This is a genomic window from Halorubrum sp. Ea8 (assembly GCF_002252925.1).
Classification (GTDB): domain Archaea; phylum Halobacteriota; class Halobacteria; order Halobacteriales; family Haloferacaceae; genus Halorubrum.
This window is the reverse complement of record NZ_NHPF01000027.1, coordinates 1-4,856: the sequence shown is the minus strand read 5'-3', so window position 1 is coordinate 4,856 and position 4,856 is coordinate 1. Positions and strand designations below refer to the sequence as shown.

Below are 4,856 nucleotides of genomic sequence, written 5' to 3'. Positions count from 1 at the left end.
CGTACATCGCTGACTCGCTTCACGTAAAGGCCAAAACATCGGACGGTTGGGCCCGCCAGTGGATACCGGAAATCGTCCACGCACACACGGAAGATGTCGAGGTACTCCGTGATGGCCGTGCTCGATTTGAGATCGAAAATCAGGGTGAAGCCCCGCTCCTCGTCCGATTCGCCGGNNCGTCCTCTGTCCTCGTCTAGAACTGACCTCGTCGTGTCCCCGGGTGAGACGGCACCGTTCGAGACGACGTACGCTCCATTTGCGTTCCCCAACGGTGCAGATATAGAAGACTGCGACGGTGAGGAAAGAACCGCTAAGATTGCAATCGTTCACGCTTCCGGCGGAAGTGCTTCCTACATGTTTTCGTTCTGTCTCGACGGTGAACTAACTTCCATCGAGGGACACGCGGCAGAGGTCTGTAATAGCGCGGATGCTGAGGGAACGGAGACTAAGCCATAATTTGTTCATCAGGTTGGCTGTACCAGTGTCACTACTCATCAGGGGATAGTTTAATCTCTGTGAGGCTCTGTTGGAATTATATTCTCATCTGAAACAACTGTTCGCTAAAGCCTGCGTAGTAAGCGAAGGCTCAATTCCAGTATCTCAAATGATAACCACCTCCCAAAAACTAAGCAATTGGGTCGAATGTGGATATTATGGCTATCCGAAACGGAAAACGTCCTACTGCCCGACTAGATCCGGCGATCGCAGTGGAATGTATTATCGTAACCGTCATTTTGGTTGGCCTCTACGTGTGGCAGCGCATCCTTTCTGATGCCTTGTTGGCAGTGTTCGGTTCGCCTCCCTGGTTCGAAGAGGGTCTGATGGACGGCATGCTTTCGGGAGGGTTGTTCATCGCCGGACTTGTACTGTTTACTGCTGGGTACGTCGCCTACCGGGATGTCGATAGCGGGCTTAAGTTGCCGGAACGAACTGACGTGTCCCTAATTGGGCTCGCGGGATTGGCACCTGCTGTGCTCGTCGGACTGACCAAACTTGTTGGCTCACTCACCGGAGTTCCGTATAACTCGCTCACCATGACCTCCTACGCTGCCGACGTATCGGTGATACCAGTGCTGCTTCTCGCTGGGCTGGGAATTGGTGTTGGGGTTCCCACGCTTGTGATAGTCAGTCAGGTACTCGTTCAGGGAAGCTTCAAACAGGTTGCCGGAGGAAACACCGCTATCGTCCTGACGACGCTCATAACCGGATTCGTGATGATGGGCAATACTGGTGGGTTGGCAACAGTCCCCGACCTGGGGAAACTCGTTGGTGCCGTCCTGTTCGCCATCTCGGTAGGCGCCGGGGTCTTCGCTGTTGAGTACGTTAGCAGTGAACGACTTCACTACGTAGCGTACGCTCCGGTCCTACTAGTCGCTGCAGTCATTAGCCTCTCGGGGATCGCTGAGATCGGATCTATCGCCGGCGGCCTGTTCGTGGCCACGCATCTCGCGGTGCTTGGTATTGCCGCCTACACCTATGAACGAACCAACTCGCTTCTTGCCCCAGCACTCGCATATACTAGCCTCTCACTGGCAAACACAACAGTGGTCCTCCTCTATGAAGCAGGGATGCAAAGCTGGTGAAGACTGAAACCCTTTAAACGGCTAGCGGACTTGATAATCTGTTCGAGCTTGGGGTAATACACCCTTGGAATTAGCGTTAACTATTTTCCTGTACTGATACTGTGTGACTCGATATGTCGGGTAGATGGGACTTCAACAAAGCCATCTGTGAAAATATCGCGGGAGATCCAAGCGAACTTCTAGACTTGAATGTTGGCTTCTACCGGCAAGACATCCAGTAGCCTCTCCACTGCTCAGTTGATGCAGCCAGCTTAGTTCCTACTGATTGTGAGGGTAGTATGATTCCACTCCACGTCGTTCAGCGGCTAAACAGGGCCGCTTCCTAGCGTTCTGGTGGTCGTATTTTCTGTGTCAGTGGTGGACCTGTTTGTTGGCGTCCGGATCTCAACTGATTCGTCGTCGTACACGTTCATGGTCTCGATCACGGTTCCGTTCTCGTCGACCCGCTGGACGATGACTGCGGGCGCCTCTTCGATCTCTCCATTCGGATCCGTTTCACCGGGCGTCTCAACGGGAGTCTCACCGCCGAGGAACTGGGTGATTGTGTCGGTTTCTTCGAACGCGTCAACGTCGCCGGACCGAGCGTCGACAAACGCGACGTACGCGATCCCGCTGTTATCTTCGGGGACAACGCGTACTTGCCAGTACTCTCGGTTGTCGATAACGGTGAGGATCGGTTCGGCTGGGGCAAAGCGGTCCCAGTCCGTCTGCGGCGCTGATTGCCTGACAAGATCCGCTGCTCGCTGCGGGCCGAATAGCGAGTCGGCTGGTACGTAGCGCTCAAAGGCGCCGCTTTGGCCGTCGATCGTCCACAACTCTTGGAGCCCTTGTGCGTCACCGTAGGGTTCGACAGCGACAACGTACTGCGGGCCCGACTCAGTAAGTATAAAGAACGGCTGATCGTTTCCGTCGCCGGGCAGCGGTGCAATCTCGATTTCGTCTTCGTGGCTGGTGTAGGTGTTGAGGATCCCGTTGCGGTACTTCGTCGCTGCGACCGACTGGAGTGCGAGTTTCTCGGGGTAAAGCTGCTGATTGTCAAGAATCGGACTGGAAGCAGCCTCAGAAGGCGAGAGCGTTTCGATCGACCCGCTTGGATCGATGACGGCGACGCCTCCCCACTGAGGCGTGGTGTGCGGAAGCGGCGTCAGATGGAACTGCGGCTCCGAGTACGGGACGGCGATATACTGGGTATCGTTGTGAATGACCATCTTGGGGTCGCCGTAGTCAACGAGATACGCCTGCGATTTGAGGAGTTCCCACCGGTAGTTCCGGTGGAAGATCGTTCCGACGCCGGTTTCGAGCTCGCCATCAACGGACCGTACGTTCGCCTGCTGGGTCGTCATATCGACGAGGACGGTCCCGGCCTGTCGTTTAGTGATAGTGTTGAACAGGCCGTCCGGAGCGAGCGGTGCCGCCCAGTAGGGGGTCCCGTTCACCACGCTGATGTCCGTATCACCGACGCGGTACTGCGGCCGGTTGAGCGTGTTCGACGCGTATCGATCGGCGACCGCTCGTGTGACGATGCGTGGGTTGTCGGCATCAACATCGTCAAGTCGCTCGACTGTGGCCGTGTGGCTCATTGTTTGATCGCTTAATGTGACGCCAGCGACCGCGTTGGCGACGGGCAGCAGTGCAAACGCAGCGATCACGAGTACGACCATCCCGACACGGAGTGGCGTAATCGTGTGGTCGCTGCTGGAGAGCGCGTTGACGACGGTCTCTACTCGGTCACCCAATCGTGCGGTGACCCACGCAGCGATACTGCCGGCCAGAAGGCCAAGCAACAGTAGCGGCGTCGTGTACACTGTGTAGACGAGTCCGTGGAGCCACGGCCTGAAGAACCAGCCTATGGCAACAGCAACGATTCCAACAATTCCAAGCAATATCCACGGTTGGTTTGAATCGGGTTGACCCGAGTCGGTTGGTGGCCAGTCGGTGAGATCGTCATCAGATGGCTGATCGTCTGAATCGTCGGATGGAGGGCGTGTTGGCATTAGTCTGACCCGTGAGGAAACAATTTTGAAACTTGTACGTACCGAGTTATGAGTTCACCAACTCCGATCGACGGAGAATCAAGACAACTCGCCGATTGGGAGGGGGGACCTAATCGAACCACGAGATGGAGTCATTTCTACCAGTAAATAAGTATTGGACAAATGGTCTCGTTGGATTTTATCTTTCACCACCTACCCGGAAGGGTCAGGGGTCGTTGACACGATGGAATACTTATTGTATGCTGTAGTGACAATAGTGTAATGAGCGTTGGTCAATCGGCCGATAAGGTCTGGAACAACCTGATTGGGCGACTCTTGACCCTTCTCGTTGGTGGGGGCCTCGTAGCTGGAGCGCTGACGATGTATCCGCAGATTCTACCCGTGATCAGGTGGGCTATCCCGGTATCTTTCATCCTTTGGGGAACATCTCGGCTCTATTTCTATGGAGTAGAAGACCCTCTATCCTTGGCTGCAGGCTGTCTGTTGATACTCGGTGGATTCACCTATGCCTCGTATTTGCTCATCTCAATGGACGAACTTACCGGAGCGGTAGCTCAACTCGTTCCAGCTATCGGTATCTTTACAGAACTCTTCGCTGCCCATTACCGTAATCAAGACTGATTGCCGTAATTTGATGAATTTGCATCTTCAGTGACCAGCTATTCTGCTCCGATTACGGTCAATACAGGAAGATCTGATATAGTGCCCAGTAACAAGCTTTTTTGCGAATTGCATACAATTCGCTACTAGCAATGGCAACCAAAGAAGCAAACCGGGACACTCCTCTCGACACGGGCGGTGAAGCATTCGAACTCCTCGGAAACGCCCGCAAAGCATGGATATATACGTATATCCACCACCATCCATCAACAACAATTCAAGACATCGTCGAGACGCACGATCTTCCGCAGCGGACGGTCTACGAGTATATCGACGATCTCGAAATCGCGGGCTTCATTGACCAGTCAAACGACGGCCGCCCAGCAGAATACACGGCTCATGACATTGATCTCCAGTTGATCGATGGCGACACCAAACGGCAGATCACACCTGAGCTAGTTGAGGCGATTGCCCGTCGCACGCAAGACGAAGATATCGATACGTACATAGATCGTCACGGATTGGATGGGCTCGCCGTCGCGTTGGAATACGCTCGCGAATACGTCGATGGATCGGTTACGCATCAGATTATGGCTCGAGAACAAGAGCTCTCATCGCTTGAAGCAGGCGTTATTTTGGATGCCCTCCGACCTGTCTTTGAGGAGTGTCCCGGTTTGCT

At 54.4% G+C, this 4,856-nt stretch carries 4 protein-coding genes; 3 read left to right on the top strand and 1 reads right to left on the bottom strand.

The annotated features are described in order from the left end of the window. Positions 1-749: 749 nt before the first annotated feature. Positions 750-1,583 (top strand): hypothetical protein, encoded by an 834-nt coding sequence (locus DJ74_RS01990; RefSeq protein WP_094525118.1) that lies wholly within the window; start codon positions 750-752, stop codon positions 1,581-1,583. A 305-nt stretch (positions 1,584-1,888) separates the two neighbouring features. On the opposite strand, the gene DJ74_RS01985 is transcribed toward DJ74_RS01990, so the two are convergent. Continuing rightward, complete coding sequence (locus DJ74_RS01985) at positions 1,889-3,577, bottom strand: hypothetical protein (protein WP_094525117.1); 1,689 nt, start codon at positions 3,575-3,577, stop codon at positions 1,889-1,891. 261 nt (positions 3,578-3,838) lie between these two features. Between DJ74_RS01985 and DJ74_RS01980 the strand changes: the two genes are divergently transcribed. After that, positions 3,839-4,198 (top strand): hypothetical protein, encoded by a 360-nt coding sequence (locus DJ74_RS01980; RefSeq protein ID WP_094525116.1) that lies wholly within the window; start codon positions 3,839-3,841, stop codon positions 4,196-4,198. A 131-nt stretch (positions 4,199-4,329) separates the two neighbouring features. Further along, positions 4,330-4,856: helix-turn-helix domain-containing protein (locus tag DJ74_RS01975; RefSeq protein ID WP_141212653.1), on the top strand; the 527-nt coding region annotated here is incomplete at its 3' end.

Coding starts and splice junctions, on each gene's coding strand:
- DJ74_RS01985 (WP_094525117.1), bottom strand. CDS start 3,577: ATGCCAACACGCCCTCCATCCGACGATTCAGACGATCAGCCATCTGAT.
- DJ74_RS01980 (WP_094525116.1), top strand. CDS start 3,839: ATGAGCGTTGGTCAATCGGCCGATAAGGTCTGGAACAACCTGATTGGG.